Source organism: Blastococcus sp. SYSU DS0753, from assembly GCF_054051175.1.
Genome location: NZ_JBJHAT010000003.1, coordinates 111474 through 129084 on the forward strand (window position 1 = coordinate 111474; position 17611 = coordinate 129084).

17 protein-coding genes are annotated in these 17611 nt (G+C 76.0%); 3 read left to right on the forward strand and 14 right to left on the reverse strand.

Annotated features, from left to right (window positions below):
- Window positions 1-28 precede the first annotated feature (28 nt).
- The 14 genes from ccsB to ACI799_RS03970 form a co-directional block, all read right to left on the reverse strand.
- Window positions 29-991 (reverse strand): c-type cytochrome biogenesis protein CcsB, encoded by a 963-nt coding sequence (ccsB, locus tag ACI799_RS03905; RefSeq protein ID WP_456589122.1) that lies wholly within the window; start codon window positions 989-991, stop codon window positions 29-31.
- Entirely contained in the window at window positions 984-2600 is a 1617-nt protein-coding gene (resB, locus tag ACI799_RS03910; RefSeq protein WP_456612475.1) for a cytochrome c biogenesis protein ResB, read from the reverse strand. Before resB ends, ccsB begins: the two co-directional genes overlap by 8 nt.
- Window positions 2597-3436 (reverse strand): cytochrome c biogenesis CcdA family protein, encoded by an 840-nt coding sequence (locus tag ACI799_RS03915; protein ID WP_456589124.1) that lies wholly within the window; start codon window positions 3434-3436, stop codon window positions 2597-2599. Before ACI799_RS03915 ends, resB begins: the two co-directional genes overlap by 4 nt.
- Window position 3437: 1 nt before the next feature.
- Complete coding sequence (locus ACI799_RS03920; RefSeq protein WP_456589125.1) at window positions 3438-4013, reverse strand: TlpA family protein disulfide reductase; 576 nt, start codon at window positions 4011-4013, stop codon at window positions 3438-3440.
- Window positions 4010-4642 (reverse strand): histidine phosphatase family protein, encoded by a 633-nt coding sequence (locus tag ACI799_RS03925; protein ID WP_456599596.1) that lies wholly within the window; start codon window positions 4640-4642, stop codon window positions 4010-4012. Before ACI799_RS03925 ends, ACI799_RS03920 begins: the two co-directional genes overlap by 4 nt.
- Window positions 4639-6006, reverse strand: a complete 1368-nt coding sequence (gene hemL / locus ACI799_RS03930; protein WP_456612476.1) for a glutamate-1-semialdehyde 2,1-aminomutase — start codon at window positions 6004-6006, stop codon at window positions 4639-4641. Before hemL ends, ACI799_RS03925 begins: the two co-directional genes overlap by 4 nt.
- Window positions 6003-6482 (reverse strand): hypothetical protein, encoded by a 480-nt coding sequence (locus ACI799_RS03935; protein ID WP_456589128.1) that lies wholly within the window; start codon window positions 6480-6482, stop codon window positions 6003-6005. Before ACI799_RS03935 ends, hemL begins: the two co-directional genes overlap by 4 nt.
- Window positions 6483-6501: 19 nt before the next feature.
- Window positions 6502-7500 (reverse strand): porphobilinogen synthase, encoded by a 999-nt coding sequence (gene hemB / locus ACI799_RS03940; RefSeq protein ID WP_456589129.1) that lies wholly within the window; start codon window positions 7498-7500, stop codon window positions 6502-6504.
- Window positions 7497-9041, reverse strand: coding sequence for a uroporphyrinogen-III synthase (locus tag ACI799_RS03945; RefSeq protein WP_456589130.1), 1545 nt, complete (start codon window positions 9039-9041; stop codon window positions 7497-7499). Before ACI799_RS03945 ends, hemB begins: the two co-directional genes overlap by 4 nt.
- A 91-nt stretch (window positions 9042-9132) precedes the next feature.
- A complete protein-coding gene (hemC, locus tag ACI799_RS03950) occupies window positions 9133-10119 on the reverse strand; it encodes a hydroxymethylbilane synthase (RefSeq protein ID WP_456612477.1) in 987 nt (328 codons plus the stop codon).
- On the reverse strand, window positions 10116-11495 hold the full coding sequence (locus ACI799_RS03955; protein ID WP_456612478.1) for a glutamyl-tRNA reductase: 1380 nt from the start codon (window positions 11493-11495) through the stop codon (window positions 10116-10118). Before ACI799_RS03955 ends, hemC begins: the two co-directional genes overlap by 4 nt.
- Window positions 11492-12154: a redox-sensing transcriptional repressor Rex gene (locus ACI799_RS03960; RefSeq protein ID WP_456612479.1), complete on the reverse strand. Its 663-nt coding sequence runs from the start codon at window positions 12152-12154 to the stop codon at window positions 11492-11494. The genes ACI799_RS03955 and ACI799_RS03960 overlap by 4 nt, the downstream gene beginning before the upstream one ends.
- 276 nt (window positions 12155-12430) lie before the next feature.
- Complete coding sequence (locus ACI799_RS03965; protein WP_456589134.1) at window positions 12431-12673, reverse strand: glutaredoxin family protein; 243 nt, start codon at window positions 12671-12673, stop codon at window positions 12431-12433.
- Window positions 12666-14279 (reverse strand): AMP-binding protein, encoded by a 1614-nt coding sequence (locus ACI799_RS03970; protein WP_456612480.1) that lies wholly within the window; start codon window positions 14277-14279, stop codon window positions 12666-12668. The genes ACI799_RS03965 and ACI799_RS03970 overlap by 8 nt, the downstream gene beginning before the upstream one ends.
- Window positions 14280-14476: 197 nt before the next feature.
- Between ACI799_RS03970 and ACI799_RS03975 the strand changes: the two genes are divergently transcribed.
- The 3 genes from ACI799_RS03975 (at window position 14477) to ACI799_RS03985 (ending at window position 17535) form a co-directional block, all read left to right on the forward strand.
- Complete coding sequence (locus ACI799_RS03975; RefSeq protein ID WP_456612481.1) at window positions 14477-15226, forward strand: sigma-70 family RNA polymerase sigma factor; 750 nt, start codon at window positions 14477-14479, stop codon at window positions 15224-15226.
- Window positions 15227-15365: 139 nt separating this feature from the next.
- On the forward strand, window positions 15366-16520 hold the full coding sequence (locus ACI799_RS03980) for a DUF5667 domain-containing protein (RefSeq protein WP_456612482.1): 1155 nt from the start codon (window positions 15366-15368) through the stop codon (window positions 16518-16520).
- A gap of 112 nt (window positions 16521-16632) precedes the next feature.
- Window positions 16633-17535 (forward strand): HAD family hydrolase, encoded by a 903-nt coding sequence (locus ACI799_RS03985; protein ID WP_456589138.1) that lies wholly within the window; start codon window positions 16633-16635, stop codon window positions 17533-17535.
- Window positions 17536-17611 lie beyond the last annotated feature (76 nt).

Genomic DNA, 17611 nt, shown 5'->3' on the forward strand with positions numbered 1-17611 from the left:
CCGCACTGCTCCCCGGACGGGGGAGCGCTCAGACCCCGCCGTAGCTGTGCAGGCCGGTCGAGACCATGTTCACGTACAGCAGGTTGAACAGCACCACGGCGAACCCCAGCACGTTGGTCCAGGCGGCGGGACGGCCGCGCCAGCCGGGGGTGGTGCGGGCGTGCAGGTAGCCGGCGTAGACGACCCAGGAGATGAACATCCAGGTCTCCTTGGGGTCCCAGCCCCAGAACCGGCCCCAGGCGCTCTCCGCCCAGATCGCGCCGGCGATCATCGCGAACGTGTAGATCGGGAAGCCGAACACCGCGGTGCGGTGCGCCACCCGGTCCAACCCCGCGGCGGACGGCAGCCGGTCGAGCAGCCCCCCAGCCGCGCCGGGCGCGGCGGCGCTGCGGCGGGTGCGGACCAGGTACAGGACGCTGGCGATGCCGCTCACCAGGAAGATGCCGGAGCCCAGGATCGCGCTCGTCACGTGGATGCCCAGCCAGCTCGACCGCAGCGCGGCGACCAGCGGCCCCGCCTCGGCGTAGAGGAACAGGCCGATGCCCACCATCGCGAGGATCACCGGGCCGAGGACGAAGACGCCGATGTGCCGCAGCGAGGGCTGGCGCAGCGCCAGCACGAAGTAGGCGACCACCGCGACCAGCACGACGGCCGTGGCGAACTCGTACATGTTGCCGAAGGGCAGCCGGTCGGTGGCCATGCCGCGGGCGACGAGGACGCCGGCGTGGGCCAGCGCGCCCAGCGGGGTCAGCGCCATGCCGAGGAGCCCCCAGCGGGTGCCCTGCGCCGTCTCCGGCGCCTCCTGCCCGGCCGGGGCGGCGGGGGGCTCGGGGGCGACCGGCCCGGCGCCGACACCGGCGAGCTCGCGGCTGCGCACCGTCCGCCGGCCGAACGCGAGCTGGGCGCAGAAGGCCAGCAGCGCGACGGAGTAGAGCGCGACGCTCACGGAGAAGAGGGTGTCGGACAGCTCGGCCAGCGAGGAGTCAGTCACGCGGGGGGACCTCCGGTTCAGGTGCGGTGCGGGCGGGTGCGGCGCTCAGCGCGTCCCGCAGGTCGTGGGACAGCGTGGCGAACCGGGAGCCGTTCTCGCCGCCACCCCGCGTCAGCGAGGCGAGCGTGAGCACGGTACCGCCGCCGTCGGGGGCGGGCTCGGCCCGGGCGAAGACGCGCTCCCGGCGCAGCAGGAGCATGCCCAGCAGGCCGGCCAGCAGGGTGATCGCCGAGCCCAGCACCCACACCTGGCCGGGGTCGTGGGAGAACTGCAGGGCGGCGAACTCCTTGACCCCGCTGAAGGTGACGCGGGTGCCGTCGGGCAGGTCCAGGGACTCGCCCACCGAGAGGTTCGCCGAGCCCACCTCGGTCAGCCGGCCGCGCTCGATCTGGCTCTCGTCGAGGGAGTACACCGACTGCGGCAGCCCGGAATCGAGGCCGAGGTAGCCGGAGAAGGCGATCAGCGCGACCTGCGGGGCCAGCGGCCGCGGGTCGACGGAGGTCAGCACGCCGCCCTGCACCAGACCCGTGGGCGCGAAGAAGCCCTTCAGTGCCAGCTGCTCCTCCCGGCCGGGGATGTCGGGCAGCTTGAGCGCGCCCTCGCTGGCCAGCGTCTGCTGGTCGCTGGGCAGGAAGGGCACGGTGAGGTCGGTGAAGGTCGTCCCGTCCGGCACGGTCACGGTGAACGTCGGGCTGAAGCCGTGACCGGTCACGTAGACCCGGTCGCCGTCGACCCGGAGGGGGTCGTTGACCCCGATGGTGGTCGGCCGCCCCTCGGCGGAGGGCTCGCCGTAGCGGATGTCCGCGGTGAACGAGGCGGCGGTGAGGTTCTCCTCGTACTCGGCGGTGAACTGCTCGAGGTCGACGCAGAGCGGGCTGAGGTCGCCGCTGCCGACCAGCGGGCCCGCGGAGTAGGTGTCGTACTGCTGGAAGGAGTTGCAGAACCCCTGTCCCTCGGTGACCAGGATGCTGCCCTCGTAGCCCCACAGCTTCCCACCCGCGAGGCTCAGCAGGAGGGCCAGCAGCGAGAGGTGGAAGACCAGGTTCCCGGTCTCCTTCAAGTGGCCCTTCTCGGCCGAGAGCTCCGGGCCGCGCGCGGTCTCGCGGCGCACGACCCGGTAGCGCCGCACCCGCAGCTCCTCCTCGACGCCGTCGAGCGCGGCCCCCGGGGCGTGCGCCACGGGCCACCGATCGGCGTCGGGGAGCCGGAGCAGGTTCCGCGGAGCCGGTGGCGGCGGGGTGCGCAGTGCGCGGGCGTGCTCCCGGGCCCGCGGCAGGACGCAGCCGATGAGCGAGAGGAACAGCAGCAGGTAGACCGCGGCGAACCACGGCGAGCTGAAGACGTCGAACAGGTAGAGCCGGTCCAGCACCGGGGCCAGGTCGGGGTGGTCGGCGAAGTACTGCCGGACGTTGTTCTGGGACAGCGACCGCTGCGGCAGCAGCGAGCCCGGGACGGCCGCCAGCGCCAGGAGGAACAGCAGCACGATCGCCGTGCGCATCGCGGTGAGCCGCCGCCACCAGCGCAGCAGCAGGCCGCCCAGCCGACGGCCGGCCGGGGGCCCGGCGGGCGGGGTCGGGGTGGCCGGGCGCGGGGGCGCCTCGATGCTCACAGCGCCGACTCCCCGAACCCGGTGGCGGCCAGCCAGGAGCGCAGCCAGCCCATCATCTCGGTCCACGCACCGGTCACCAGGAGCAGCCCGACCACCACCAGCACGGCCCCGCCGAAGCGGGTCACCGCCTGCGCGTGCCGGCGGAGGAACGTCGTGGCCCCCACGGCCCAGCGGGCACCGAGGGCGACGAGCACGAACGGCACGCCCAGCCCCAGGCAGTAGGCCAGCCCCAGCAGCGCCCCGCGGCCTGCGGTGGCCTCGGCGAAGGCCAGGTTCTGGACGGCGGCCAGCGTGGGCCCCATGCAGGGGGTCCACCCGAGCCCGAAGACGACCCCGAGCAGCGGGGCCCCGGCCAGCCCGGCCGCCGGCCGGGTCGACAGGCGCGCGGTGCGCTGGAGGAACGGCACCCGGCCGAGGAACGCCAGCCCGATGAGGACCGTGATGCCGCCCATCACCCGGGTGATGAGCTCGTTGTGCACCAGGAGCAGCCGGCCGAGTCCGCCGAACGCCGTGCTGATGGTCACGAACACCGCGGTGAAGCCGAGCACGAACAGCAGGGCACCGAGCACCATCCGCCCCCGCGGCGGGCGCAGATCGGCCGCCGGGAGCACCGCCGTGGCGGTGGCCGCCGTGCTGCCCCCGGCGGGCGCGGACGCAGCCGGAGCCGGGGCCGTGGTCGCGGCGCTGCCCACCAGCCCGGTGACGTAGGAGAGGTAACCGGGCACGAGCGGCAGCACGCAGGGCGAGGCGAAGCTGATCAGGCCGACGAGCGCCGCGACGGCCGCCGCCACCAGCAGCGGCCCGTCGGTGACCAGGCCGGCGAAGGTCTCCCCCACGTCAGACCTCCTCCGCCTGCACCTGGTCCAGCACCGCGCGCAGGTCGTCCTGCGCCACCGCCCCGGTGTACACGGCGGCGACCCGGCCCTGGCGGTCCAGCACGATGGTGGAGGGGACGGCGTTGGCCGGGTAGTCGCGGAAGGCCAGCGCCACCTCGCCGCGCGGGTCGTAGAGCGAGGGGAACTCGATGCCGAAGCGCTCGACGAAGGCCAGCGCGAACTGCTCGTCGGTCTCCTTCACGTTCAGCCCGACGAACTGCACGCCCTCGTCCCGCACCTCGGCGTAGACCTCCTGGAACTCGGGCGTCTCGATCCGGCACGGGCCGCACCAGGACCCCCAGAAGTTCAGCACGGCCACGTCCCCGGCCAGCGCCGCCGACGAGAACTCCCCGCCGCCCAGCAGGGTGCCGGAGAACTCCGGCGCGGTCGCCCGCTCGTCGGCCGGGATCACCTCGCCGGCCGGGGTGGCCTCGACGAACCGGAACTCGCCGCCGTTGTTGACCTCGACCGCGTCGGAGCCGGTGCTGCACCCGGTGAGGATCGCGCCCGCCAGCAGGGCCGACAGCAGCCGCCTCATGCGCCCGGCACCGCGTCGGGGTCGGTGGCGCCGGCCGGCTCGGCGTAGGAGACGCGCACGAAGTCGTCGTCCTCGTAGGTGAGCGAGGTGACGCTGGCCAGCGAGCACTGCCGGCGGCGGGGGTCGTGGGCGAACCGGCGTCCCTCGACGTGCAGGCGGGTGGCCCAGATGGGCAGCTGGTGGCTGACCAGCACCGCCTCGTGCCCGCGGGCGGCGTCCCGGGCCGCCTCGACCGCGGCGATCATGCGCGCGGCGATCTCCACGTACGGCTCGCCCCAGGAGGGCTGGAAGGGGTTGCGCAGCTTCCACCAGTTGCGGGGCGCCCGGAAGACGCCGCCGCCCCCGCCGACGACCCGGCCCTCGAACGCGTTGCCGGCCTCGATGATCCGCTCGTCGATCTGCACCTCCAGCCCGGTCGCCTCGGCCAGGGGGCGGATGGTCTGCCGAGCCCGCTCCAGCGGGCTGGACACCAGGTGGACGACGTCCCGCCCGCTGAACCACTCCGCGGCCGCGATGGCCATGGCCTCGCCGGCGGTGGAGAGGCGGTAGCCGGGCAGCCGGCCGTAGAGCACGCCGGCGGGGTTGTGCACCTCGCCGTGCCGGAGGAGGTGGACGACGGTGGTGGTCACGAGGAGCGCTCGCTGTCGATCGCGCCGGTGCGGTGGGCGTCGGCCTCGGCGGCAGCCCGGGCCGCGGCCGGGAGCGCCTCGAGCACCCGGTCGAGGGCCTCGCCGGAGAGCTGCGCGTTGACGAACCACGCCTCGAACGCCGACGGCGGGAGGTACACCCCGCGGGCCAGCAGGGCGTGGAAGAAGGCGGTGTAGCGGGAGACGTCCTGGGTGCGGGCGTCGTCGTAGTCCCGGACCTGGCGCTCGTCGGGCACGAAGAAGACCGAGAACATGTTGCCGGCCTGCTGCACCCGGTGCGGCACACCGGCGGCGAACAGCGCCGCGCTCGCTGCCCCGCGCAGCACGGCGGAGACCTCGTCGCACTGCGCGTAGACCTCGTCGGTGCAGTTCCGCAGGGTGGCCAGGCCGGCCGCGACCGCCACCGGGTTCCCCGAGAGGGTGCCGGCCTGGTAGACCGGCCCGCTCGGCGCGAGGTGCTCCATGAGGTCGGCGCGGCCACCGAACGCCGCCGCCGGGAGCCCCCCGCCCATGACCTTGCCGAAGGTGAACAGGTCGGCGTCGACCGGGTCGAGGCCGTACCAGCCCGACGCCGACACCCGGAAGCCGGTCATGACCTCGTCGAGCACCAGCAGCGCACCGTGCGCCGACGTGATCCGCCGCAGCTCGGTGTTGAAGCCGTCCAGCGGCGGCACCACGCCCATGTTGCCGGGCGCGGCCTCGCTGACCACGGCCGCGATGGCGTCGCCGCGCTCGGCGAAGACCGCTTCGACGGCGGCGACGTCGTTGTAGGGCAGCACGATGGTGTCCGCGGCGGCCCCCGTGGTCACCCCGGGGGTGTCGGGCAGGCCCAGCGTGGCCACCCCGGAGCCGGCCGAGGCCAGCAGCGCGTCGACGTGGCCGTGGTAGTTGCCGGCGAACTTGACCAGGAGCGGGCGGCCCGTCACCCCGCGCGCCAGCCGCACGGCCGAGAGCACCGCCTCGGTGCCGGAGTTGACCAGCCGCACGCGCTCGACCGGCGCGACGCGGTTGCGGATCTCCTCGGCCAGCTCCAGCTCGCCCTCGGTGGGGGCGCCGAAGGACAGGCCGCGACGCGCGGCCGCGGTCACCGCCTCGACGACGGCGGGGTGCGCGTGGCCCAGGATCATCGGCCCCCACGAGCTGACCAGGTCGACGTAGCGCCGCCCGTCCGCGTCGGTGATCCAGGGACCGGAGGCCTCGGCCATGAAGCGCGGCGTGCCGCCGACGGCGCGGAAGGCGCGCACCGGGCTGTTCACCCCGCCCGGGGTGACGTCCTGACCGCGGGCGAAGAGGCCGGCGGAAACCGGGGCCTCGTAGGTGTAGGGCGGGCTGTCCAGCGAGGTCACGTCCCCAGTGTCCCCTCTGCGCCCGGCGAGCGGTCGGAGGCATCGCGCACACTCCCGAGCAGGGCGGCCCGCAGCGCCGCGGGGTCGCGGGTCGGGACCAGCACCGTCCGACCGTCGGCCAGCCGCAGCGGCAGCCCCGTGCGGCCCCGCGGCAGCGACCAGCCCCCGCCGAGCACGGGGGCACCGGCATCCACCCCGGCGTCGGCCTCCCGCAGCGCGGCGGCGTCGACGTCGCGCAGCGGCACCTGCTCGCGGCCCACCGCCAGGCCGTCGGCGTCCACCCGGACCGTCCACACCCGGCGGGCGGACAGGCAACCGATCGCGACCACGCCGGGCACCGCGACCAGGGTGAGCGCCCAGACCAGCGGCGGGACGTCCGGCCCGGGCAGCAGCAGGTCCCCGAGCAGGAAGAGCCCGAGGACCCCGGCGACCAGCCAGAACGGCCGCCAGGAGCCCCCGGGCTCGACGTACGTCACGTCCCCGACCACCCCTGGGTCAGCGGGTCAGCAACCGCGCCGCCTCGACGGCCCAGTAGGTGAGCACCTGGCCGGCGCCCGCGCGGCGGATGGCGACCAGCGTCTCGAGGATCGCCCGCTCGCGGTCCACCCAGCCGTTGGCGGCGGCCGCCTCGACCATCGCGTACTCGCCGCTGACCTGGTAGGCGCTCACCGGCACCTGCACGGCGTCGGCGACCTTGGAGACGATGTCCAGGTAGGGCAGCGCCGGCTTCACCATGACGGCGTCGGCACCCTCGGCGAGGTCCTGCGCGACCTCGCGCAGCGCCTCGTCGGCGTTCGGCGGGTCCATCTGGTAGGTCGACCGGTCGCCGAACTGCGGGGCACCCTCGGCGGCCTCGCGGAACGGGCCGTAGAAGCCCGAGGCGTACTTGGCCGCGTAGGCCAGGATCGGCACCTCGGAGAACGCGGCGCTGTCCAGCCCGGCGCGGATGGCGGCGACCTGCCCGTCCATCATCCCGCTGGGCGCCACCAGGTGCGCGCCGGCCTGCGCCTGCGCGATCGCCACCGCGGCGTACCGGTCCAGGGTCGGGTCGTTGTCGACGACCCCGGCCGGGGTGACGACGCCGCAGTGCCCGTGGTCGGTGTACTCGCACAGGCAGAGGTCGGCCATGAGGACCAGCTCGTCACCGAGGTCCGCCCGCAGGTGCTGCAGCGCCACGTTGACCACGCCGTCGGCGGCGTCGGCCCCGGACCCGACCGGGTCCTTCTCCGACGGGATGCCGAAGAGCATGAGCCCGCCGATGCCCGCCTCGGCGGCCTCGGCCGCGGCCTTCCGCAGCGAGTCCTGGGTGTGCTGGACCACGCCCGGCATCGAGCCGATGGGCACCGGCGAGTCGATGCCCTCCTTGACGAAGACCGGCAGCACCAGGTCGGCCGGGGCCACCCTGGTCTGCGCGGTCAGCCGCCGCAGCGCGGGCGTGGACCGCAGCCGGCGTCCGCGCGCGAAGCCCGGGTTCGCCCCACCACCCTCGATCACTTGCCCTCGCCGTCCTCCGCCTCGCGCAGCGACAGGGCGTACTCGGCCAGCGCGTCCACCAGCGGCGCCACGGCCGCGGTCTCCGGCTGCACGTCGACCCGCAGCCCGAACTCCTGGGCGCTGGCCGCCGTCGCCGGGCCGATCACCGCGACGACGGTCTTGGCGTGCGGCTTTCCGGCGATGCCGACCAGGTTGCGCACCGTGCTGGAGGAGGTGAAGCAGACGGCGTCGAAGCCACCGCCCTTGATCGCCTCGCGCACCGACGCGGCCGGCGGCGCAGCGCGCACCGTCCGGTAGGCGGTGACGTCGTCGATCTCCCAGCCGCGCTCGACCAGCCCGGCCGCCAGGGTCTCGGTGGCGATGTCGGCGCGCGGCAGGAGCACCCGCTCGATCGGGTCGAGCACGTCGTCGTACTCGGGGAAGTCGGCCAGCAGGCCCTGGCTGGACTGCTCGCCGCTGGGCACCAGCTCCGGCTGGATGCCGAAGTCCCGCACGGCCTCGGCGGTCTGCTCGCCGACGCAGGCCACCTTCACGCCCGCGAACGCGCGGGCGTCGAGGCCCAGCTCGACGAACTTCTCCCGGACGGCCCGCACCGCGTTGACCGAGGTGAACACGATCCAGCCGTAGCGGCCGGTGACCAGGCCCTTGACGGCGCGGTCCATCTGGGCCGGGCTGCGCGGCGGCTCGACGGCGATGGTCGGCACCTCGACCGGCACCGCCCCGTACGCCCGGAGCCGGTCGCTCATGTCCCCGGCCTGGTCCTTGGTCCGCGGCACGAGCACCCGCCAGCCGAACAGCGGGCGGCTCTCCCACCAGGACAGCTTGGCGCGCTTGTCGACGGCGGCGCCGACGGTGGCCACCACGGGCCCGCTGAGCGGGTCGAGGCCGGCGGTCTTCTCCGCCACGGCCGACAGCTTGCTCACCAGGCTCTTCTGGCCGGTCCCGGAGCCGCCGGTCGTCACCACGACCGGGGTGCTGCCGGAGAGCCCGCCCTCCACCAGGCGTGCGGCCGCGTCGGGCAGCGCCTCGGCGGTGCCCTGGAGGACCAGCGTGCCGCCGGTCGCGGCGGCGGCCCCGGCCAGCGCGGCGACGTCGACGCCGCTGCGCAGGTCCGCGGTCACCGCGGTGCTGCCCGGCGCGACGCCGGCGAAGGCGGGGACGGCGGTGGCGGTCGCGACACCCGGCACCACGTCGAACGGCACGGAGGTGCGGCAGACGGCGAGCACCTCCTTGACCACGTCGTCGGAGGTGTAGGGGTCACCGGTGACGAGGCGGACGACGACCGCGCCGCCCTTCGCCGCCGCGACGGCGCCCTTGGCCACCTCGACGGGCTCACCGGACACCGGCGTCAGTTCGGCCTCCGGGTTGGTCTCGCGGACGGCGTCCTGGAGGGCGGCGGCGACGTCGGGGTCGACGAGGACCACCGACGCCTCGGCCAGCGCCGCGGTGGCGCGGGCGGTGAGCATGCCCGGGTCGCCCGGGCCGGCGCCGACGAACACGACCCGGCCGGACTGGCCTGCGGTCTTGCGGAAGCGCGTCATGCCGTGCTCCTGATCCTGGCCCGACTCCGTCGGGCGTCTGTTGTGGCCCGAGTCCTTCGGGCGTCTGCTGGGGTCTGGGTGGGGCAGGGGGTCACTCGCCGGCCGCCATCAGGGCGGCCGCGCCCCGGTCGAGCAGCTCGGCGGCGAGGGTGCGGCCGAGGGCGGCGGCGTCGGCGAGCGGACCCGTGAGCGAACCGCGCACGGAGTCGCTGCCGTCGAGCGCGGTCACCGAGGCGCGCAGGTACAGCTCCGGGCCGCTCTCGCCCTCGGCCACCTCCGCGTAGGCGGCGACCGGTGCGCTGCAGCCCGCCTCGAGGGTGGCGAGCGTCGCCCGCTCGGCCACCACGCAGGCGCGCGTGGCGGCGTCCTCGAGCCGGCCCAGCAGCTCGCGGGTGCGGGCGTCGCTGGTGCGGCACTCCACGGCGAGGGCTCCCTGGGCGGGAGCGGGGAGCACCTGCAGCGGATCGAGGGTCTCGGTGATCCGGTCGGTGCGGCCGATGCGGCTCAGCCCGGCCCGGGCGAGGACGACGGCGTCCAGGTCACCCGGGCCGTCGGGGGCGCCGGCCACCCGGGCGAGCCGGCTGTCGACGTTGCCGCGGATCGGCACGATCTCCAGCCCGAGCCCGAGGGCCCGCAGCTGAGCGACGCGGCGGGGGGCGCCGGTGCCGATCCGCGCACCGGGCGGCAGCTCGCCGAGGGTGAGCCCGTCGCGGGCGACCAGGGCGTCCCGGGGGTCCTCCCGCACCGGGACGGCGGCCAGGCTCAGCCCCGGCTCCGGCGCGGTGGGCAGGTCCTTGTAGCTGTGCACCGCCAGGTCGACCTCGCCGGCGAGCAGGGCCCGGCGGATCGCGGTGACGAACACCCCGGTCCCGCCGAGCTGGGCGATGGCCGCGGAGGACCGGTCGCCCTCGGTGCTGATCCGCACCAGCTCGACCGGCACACCGGTGGCGGCGGTGAGGGCGTCGGCGACGGCCCGGGACTGGGTCTGCGCCAGCACGCTGGCCCGGGTGCCCAGCCGCAGCGGAACAGCGGTGCCCGCCACCGTGGTGGCGGCGTCCTGCACGTCGGCGGCGGTCATGCCGGGCCTCCCGGACGGTCGGGGTCGACGGTGACGGCGTCGGCCAGCCGGCCGGCGCCGGGGGTGACATCGGCGTCGATGCCCAGGCCGAACAGTGCCCGCAGCGCGCCGGCGTAGTCCGTGCCACCCGGCGTGGCGGCCAGTTCCTTCACCCGCACGGTGGGCTCGTGCAGCAGCTTGTCGACGACGCGGCGCACGGTGCGGGCGATCTCCGCACGCGCCCGCGCGTCCAGGTCGGGCAACCGGCCGGCCAGCCGCAGCAGCTCGGCGTCGACGACCTCGGCGGCCTGGCTGCGCAGCGCGGAGACGGTGGGCCCCACCTCGGCGGCCTGCCGCTCGGCGCGCAGCAGCGCCGTCTCCGCCTCGATCATGGCGCGGGCGGTGCTGATGTCGTCGGCCGCCACGGGCCCCGCGGTGGCCTCCCCGTCGCGCTGCTCGCCCTGCAGCAGCGCCGTGTTCCGCTCGCCCTGCAGGAGGGCCAGGTCGACGACGTGCACGCCGGGCAGCGCGGCCACGCCGGGGTCCACGTCCCGGGGCAGCGCGAGGTCGATGACCACCAGCGGCCGGTCGCGCCGGCCGGCCATCGCCGCGGCGACGACCTCGGTGCCCACGACCAGGCCGGTGGCACCGGTGCAGGTGAGCAGGACGTCGGCGGCGGCGAGCTCCTCGCCCATGCGGTCCAGCGGGGCGGCGCGGCCGCCCACGGCCTCGGCCAGCCGCTCGGCGGAGGCCGGGGTGCGGCTGCTGACGACGACGGAGGCACCGCGGCGGGCCAGCGTGGTGGCGGCGAGCGCACCCATGGAGCCGGCGCCGACGACGAGGACGGGGCGGCCGGCGAGGGCGCCGATGCGGGCCTCGGCCCGGTCGAGGGCCACCGACACCAGCGAGGCGCCGGCCCGGTCGATGCCGGTCTCGGAGTGCACCCGCTTGCCCACGCGCAGCGCGCGCTGGGCGACCGGGTGCAGGGCGCGGCCGACGGTTCCCTCCTCGCGGGCGAGGGCGTAGGCGGCGCGCAGCTGCCCGAGCACCTGCGTCTCCCCGACCACCATCGAGTCCAGCCCGGCGGCCACGGTGAACAGGTGGGCGACGGCCTGGTCCTCGTAGTGCACGGTCACGTACGGGGAGAGCTCCTCCACCGTGGCCCCGGCCTGACGGGCCAGCACCCGGCTGACGTCGGTGACGCCGCCGTGGAAGCGCTCGACCTCGGCGAACACCTCGACCCGGTTGCAGGTGGCGAGGACGAGTGCCTCGCTCACGTGGTCGCTGTCGACCAGCTCGTGCAGCGCCTTGACCCGCTCGTCGGGCCCCATCGCGAACTGCTCCAGCAGCGCGACCGGTGCGGTCTGGTGGCTCACGCCCACCGCGAGCATGCTCATGCCGACTCCTCCCCCACGGGCACGGCCCGCTGCTGGCCGAGGAAGGCCAGCACCTGCAGCTCGACGGACAGGTCGACCTGGCGGACGTCGACGCCCGGGGGCGCCGACAACGTCACCGGTGCGAAGTTCAAGATGCTCCTCACCCCGGCCGCGGCGAGCCGGTCGCAGACCTGCTGGGCGACCTCGGCCGGCGTCGCGATGACCCCGATGGAGGCCCCCGCGGCCGTCACGGCGGCCTCCAGCCCGGCCACGTCCTGCACGGTCAGGCCGCCGATGCGCTGGCCCACCCGGCCCGGCGCGGCGTCGAAGAGGCCGACGAACTCGAAGCCCCGGCTGCCGAACCCGGCGTAGTCGGCGAGCGCCGACCCGAGGTTGCCGATGCCCACGAGTACGCAGGCGCGGGACTGCTCGGCCCCCAGCACGCGGGCGATGCGCTCCTGCAGGGCGCGCACGTCGTAGCCGACGCCGCGGACGCCGCAGGAGCCCAGGTGGGACAGGTCCTTGCGCAGACCCGCCGGGTTGACCCCCGCGGCCGTCGCCAGGTCACCGGAGGAGACGGTCGTCCGGCCGCCGTCGGCGAAGCTGGTCAGCACCCTCAGGTACACGGCCAGACGAGCGACGGTGGCCTCCGGGATGGTCCGGGGCCGCGGCTGGATCACGGGCTCTCCACAGCGGTCGCGCCCTGGACCCGGCGGGCGCCGGGGGCGGTGCTGCGACATCGGGGACGCGAGCGCTCGGCGCGCTCGCGTCCGCCACGGTAACCGCTTGTGAACGCAGGAACAAAGTTGCCGACGCGGCGACGGGCCGTTGACCTGGACCGATCGGGTCACAGGTGTGGTGGAGAGCACGATAACCGCTGGCCGCCCGCCACCCGTACGGGGGGCCCGGGTCCGGCCCCGCCCCGGAACCGGGAGACAGCCGGACGGGGCCGCGCCTCAGTCCAGCCCGAGGTCCCGTCGCAGGCGGGGCACGTCGAGCGTGAAGTAGGAGTGCTCCCGGCCGTCGAGCAGCAGCACCGGCACCCGGTCGCCGTACTCCGCCTGCAGCTCGGGGTCGGCGTCGACGTCCACCCGGACCGGCTCCAGGCCGGCGCGGGCGGCGATCGGGGCCAGCTGCTCGGCGGCGGTCAGGCAGAGGTGGCAGCCGTCGCGGACCAGCAGCTGCAGCCGCTCAGCCATCGGTGGCCTCGCCGGCCGCTGCGCCGACCGGTGCCGCGGCGTCGGTGCCGGTGAGGCCGAGCTCGCGGAGGCGGGCACGGCTGACCTTGCCGGTCAGCGAGTGCGGCAGCGACGGGAGGAAGTGCACCGACGTCGGGACCTTGTACCGCGCGAGCGACTCCGCAGCGTGCCGCTGCAGCTCCTCCACCGCCAGCCGCTCACCCGGCTCGAGGACGACGACGGCCCGCACCGCCGCACCGGTGCGCGGGTCGGGGACGCCGATGACCGCGCTCTCCGCCACCGCCGGGTGCTGCTCGAGGACCCGCTCCACCTCGGCCGGGTAGACGTTGAAGCCGCTGACGAGGACCAGGTCACTGCGCCGGTCGACCAGGTGCAGGTCGCCGTCGGCGTCGCGGTAGGCGAGGTCACCGGTGCCGAGCCAGCCGTCGGCGTCCGGCCCGTCGGCCCCGTCGGGCCAGAAACCGGAGAAGAGGTTCGGACCGCGCACCCAGATCTCCCCCGGGCCCTCGTCGGCCTCGTCGGCGTCCTCGTCCGCACCGGCGTCCGCGTCCCCGCCGTCGGGCGGGTCCACGGTGCGGGCGCCGACGGTCGCGGTGTCGCGCAGCTCCAGCTCCAGCCCCGGCACCGGGCCACCGATGCACGCGGGCTTGGCCCGGCCGGTGGCCAGGGTGCTGGCCACGACGGGCGCCGCCTCGGTGAGCCCGTAGCCCTCCCACACGGTGACGCCGGCCCGCTCGCGCATCGCCGTCCAGACCTCCTCGGGCAGCGGCGCGGCTCCGGCAGAGGCCACGCGCACGGCCGCGAAGCCACGGCGCAGCTCGGCGTCCGGGTGGGCGGGGTCCTCGAGGTTGCCCGCGTCGGCCGCGGCCAGCCAGGCCTGGTACATCGGCGGGGCGCCCGGCACGGCGGTGACGCCCTCCTCGGCCATCACCGCCAGCGACGCGCGCGGGTCGAAGGTCTCCTGCAGGACGGCGCAGGCCCCGGTGGCCGCGACCAGCCCGAAGCCCGCGTTGAGCCCGTACACGTGGAAGAGCGGCAGCACCAGGAGCACCCGGTCGTCGGGGCGGACCGGCGGCGAGGTCATGGCCAGGCACTGCTGCTGGTTGGCGCGCAGCGCCCCCGAGGTGAGCATCGCGCCGCGCGGCCGGCCGGTGGTCCCGCTGGTGTAGCAGAGGAAGGCCAGCGCGGCGGGGTCGTCGGGCACGGTGGGCGCCGGGCCGTCGGCCGCGGGCGGACCGGGGCAGACCGGCACGCCGGCCAGCGGGTCGCGGACGCCGGGCGCCACCAGGAGCGCGGCCCCGGAGTCGGTGAGGACGTGCTCGAGCTCCGGGTCGGTGTAGGCGGTGTTCACAGGGACGACGACGAGCCCGGCGCGCAGACCGCCCAGCACCGCCCGCAGCCAGTCCAGCCCGTTCGGCAGCTGCACGGCGACGCGGTCGCCGGCGGTCAGCCCGCGGTCGGCGTACCCCGCGGCCGCCCGGTCCGCCGCCGCGTCCAGCTCACCCCAGCTGAGCCGGCGGTCCCCGGTCACCACCGCCGGGGCGTCGGGGTCGCGCTGCGCGGCGGCGCGTACCAGCGCGGCCAGCGACGTGCCTGCCTCGGACACGGACATCTCCTGTCGTCGGTGCGGCGCAGCCCCGGTCGGGGGACGCGTGGGACGCGCCCGGGTGGGCTGCCGTGGACGGCCAGGGGCGATGTTGTCACCATGGGGCCTGCGACGCAGCCCATGCGCGCCGTGACGGCGCGCGTGGGGAACGAGGACGGTCCAGGCACAGCGGGCCGACGAGGAGGTCGAACGCCCGCATGCCGCACCCCCTGGACGCCGGGCGGCCGCCCGGTGCCGGCCCCCGCCCGCGTCCGAGGCCGTTCCCCCGCGCGAGCGCGGAGGAGCTGCCGGTCGCTGGAGCGCTCGCCTCGCTCACCGGCCCTCCGGCCGCGCCGGACGACGACGCCGATCCCCTCCCCGCGGAGCTCGCCGACGCCGGTGCGGGCCTCGTGGCGGCCGGCGACGTCGACGTGTGGGGGCTGGTCCGCCGGGCCCAGGGCGGGGACGCCGAGGCGTTCGGGCGGCTCTACGACCGCTACGTGACGCTGGTGCACCGGTACGCCTACCACCGGGTCGGCGACCGCGCGACGGCCGAGGACGTCACCAGCGAGACGTTCGTGCGGGCGCTGCGGCGCATCGACTCGCTGTCGTTCCAGGGTCGTGACGTCGGCGCCTGGCTGGTGACGATCGCCCGGAACATCATCCGCGACCAGGTGAAGAGCAGCCGCTTCCGGCTGGAGGTCAGCACCGCGGACATGCGGGACGCCGACCGGGCGACCGACGGGCCCGAGGACGCCGTGCTGCAGCACCTGACCAACGAGGAGCTCCTGGCGTGCGTGAGGCAGCTGGGGGGCGAGCAGCAGGAGTGCATCGTGCTGCGTTTCATGCACGGTCTCTCCGTCTCCGAGACTGCCGAGATCATGGGGAAGAAGGACGGCGCGATCAAGGCGCTCCAGCACCGGGCGGTCCGGCGGCTGGCGAGCCTGCTCCCCGACGGGCTGCGGTGACCGCACCCAGGGGCCGGGCCGTAACCGGCCGGTCCGCTCCATCGTTGGACACGGGGCGGCGGACCCTCGCCGGGATGCGGACGAGCGCCGAGGCGAGGACGGGAGGTGGCGGGTGATCCGGCCCGAGAACGGCTCGACCATGACCGGTCCCCCGTCCGCACCCGACACCGGGGCGGCGCTGGCCGCTCGCCTCGAGAGCCTCGCCGCTCAGCTCGACACCGACCCCGAGCCGCGGTACCGGGCCCGCGCCCGCGCCCGGCTGGTGGCGATGGCTGCCGTCCGCACCCCGGAGCCCGCCGGCCGTTCGCTGCGCCGGCGGTTGCTCGCGGCTCGCGCGGTGGACCGCCCGCCGGCCCGGTGGCGGGGACGGCTGACCGCGGGGCTCGCCGGCGCCGCGGTCGGCGTCACCGGCCTGGCGGCCCTCGTGGCCGTGGCGGCCGGCGCGCAGCCGGGCGATCCCCTCTACGACCTCAAGCGCGGCACCGAGCAGACGCAGCTGGCGCTCGCCGGCGACAGCCGCGGCCAGACCCTGCTGGAGCTGGCCAGCACGCGCCTGGAGGAGCTCGCCCTCCTCGCCGCCGCCGGGGAGCCGGCGCTCGTCCAGCACACCCTGCGGGCCATGGACGAGCACACCGCCCAGGGGGCCACTTGGCTCACCGGGCGCGCCGTGGAGCTCCGCGACGCCGCACCGCTGGACACCCTGGCCCGCTGGGCCGCCGCGCACTCGGGCGGGCTCGCAACGCTGTCGGACGACGTCCCGGCGGCCGCCGCACCGGCCTACGGGGAGTCCACGGACCTGCTCCGCGCACTGACCGCCCGGGTCGAGGGGCTGCGCGCGGCGCTGCAGTGCTCCGCGGGCCCCGCCGTCGTCGGGGATGACGCGCTCGGCCCGGTCCCCGGCCTCTGCCTCACCGCCGCCCCGCCCGCGGTGGTCGACGAGTCCCCGGCCGCGGTTCCGCCCCACACCGACACCGACACCGACACCGACACCACCGTGCCGCCGTCGGCCGGGCCCGCCGAACCCGCCGCACCCGCCGCACCGCCCACCCCCTCCGAGCCCGGTAGCACCCCTGCGGGCACACCGCAGGCGCCCGGGCCGGGCAGCGCGCCCACCGGTGGCGCCACGGCCACGCCCGGCGCCCCCCGCCCGTCGGTGCCGGCCCTGCCGGTGCCCGGCGGGCCCGGACCGGTCAGCAGCACGACCCGGCCGGCGCCCCCACCGGTGCTCGACGTCCCACTGCCCGGTCCGCTGAACCTCTGCCTGCCGCCGCTGATCACGATCGGCGAGTGCTGACCACGACCTGACCCCGGGCCACCGGCCCGGCTAGGGTCGCAAGGACGGTGCGCCGGGCCGGCCGCAGGCGCAGTCCCGGCGCACCGGGCCGGATCGAGTGAGGGAGGTCGCCGTGCCGCGACTGTCGGTGCGCGGTCGCCGTGCCGCGCAGTCCGCCGAGGAGACCCGCGCCCACGTCGCCGGCGCCGCGTCGGCGGCGGCGGCGGAGGTGGCGAGCCCGACGGCCGTCGAGCCCGACCTCACCGCTGCGGCGTTCTTCGACGTCGACAACACGATGATGATCGGCGCCTCGCTGTTCTGGTTCGCCCGCGGCCTCGCCGCCCGCAAGTACCTCACCAGCCGCGACATCGCCCGCTTCGCCTGGCAGCAGGCGAAGTTCCGCATCGCCGGCAACGAGAGCGCCGACGACATGCTCACCATCCGCGAGAACGCGCTCGCCTTCGTCGCCGGCCGCGAGGTCTCGGAGATCATGCAGGCCGGTGAGGAGATCTACGACGAGCTGATGGCCGACCGCATCTGGTCGGGCACCCGCGCCCTCGCGCAGAAGCACCTCGACGCCGGTCAGCGGGTGTGGCTGGTGACGGCCACGCCGGTCGAGCTCGCGTCGATCATCGCGCACCGGCTCGGGCTGACCGGGGCGCTGGGCACCGTCTCCGAGATCGTCGACGGCCGCTACACGGGGCGGCTGGTCGGCGAGCTGATGCACGGACCGGCCAAGGCGGAGGCGGTGCTGGCCCTCGCCGAGCGGGAAGGCCTGGACCTGTCCCGCTGCACCGCCTACAGCGACTCGGCCAACGACCTGCCCATGCTGTCCCTCACCGGCACGGCGGTGGCGGTCAACCCCGACACCGAGCTGCGGGCGGTCGCCCGCGCCCGGGGCTGGACCATCCGCGACTTCCGCACCGGGCGGAAGGCCGCGAAGATCGGCGTGCCGACGGTGGCCGCCGCCGCGCTCTCCGGCGGGCTGGTCGGTGGCGCGCTCGCCCTGCGCCGCCGCAACAAGCTGCCCTGGTGAAAAAGGACCCTCGTCCTCCCACGCCTCGCAGGCTCGGCGCGGGCCCCTGACGAGGGCCGTTCCAACACCTCACCCC